Source organism: Pseudomonas sp. HY7a-MNA-CIBAN-0227, from assembly GCF_040310325.1.
Taxonomy (GTDB): domain Bacteria; phylum Pseudomonadota; class Gammaproteobacteria; order Pseudomonadales; family Pseudomonadaceae; genus Aquipseudomonas.
The window spans coordinates 1-251 of sequence record NZ_JBEOPT010000268.1 but is presented as its reverse complement, the minus strand read 5'-3'; the positions used below and the strand labels follow the sequence as shown (position 1 = coordinate 251).

At 59.8% G+C, this 251-nt stretch carries 1 pseudogene; it reads right to left on the bottom strand.

Annotated features, from left to right (window positions below):
- Positions 1-37: 37 nt before the first annotated feature.
- Positions 38-251 (bottom strand): annotated as a pseudogene (locus AAEZ06_RS27870) (PIG-L family deacetylase); the annotation flags it as partial.

Here is a 251-nt window from a genome sequence, read left to right as displayed (position 1 = left end):
ATGGCCCGCTGCTCTTTCTGTACTAGAAATAGAACTCTCATGGGTTTCCTTGCGACGCTTTGAGGCGCCAGAACAGCTCATGCCGTCGAACTGCTTTACGAAAATATTCATTCTCGCCATAAGGCGATGGCCGTCTGCCCGCCAGCAGCGCCTGGATTGACCGGCGCACGCGGCGCTTGAGTGCAGCGCGCGGCTGCAGGTCGTGCATCATGCCCAGCGCCATGGCCTTGTCGCGTTGCTGGGCCAGTGTC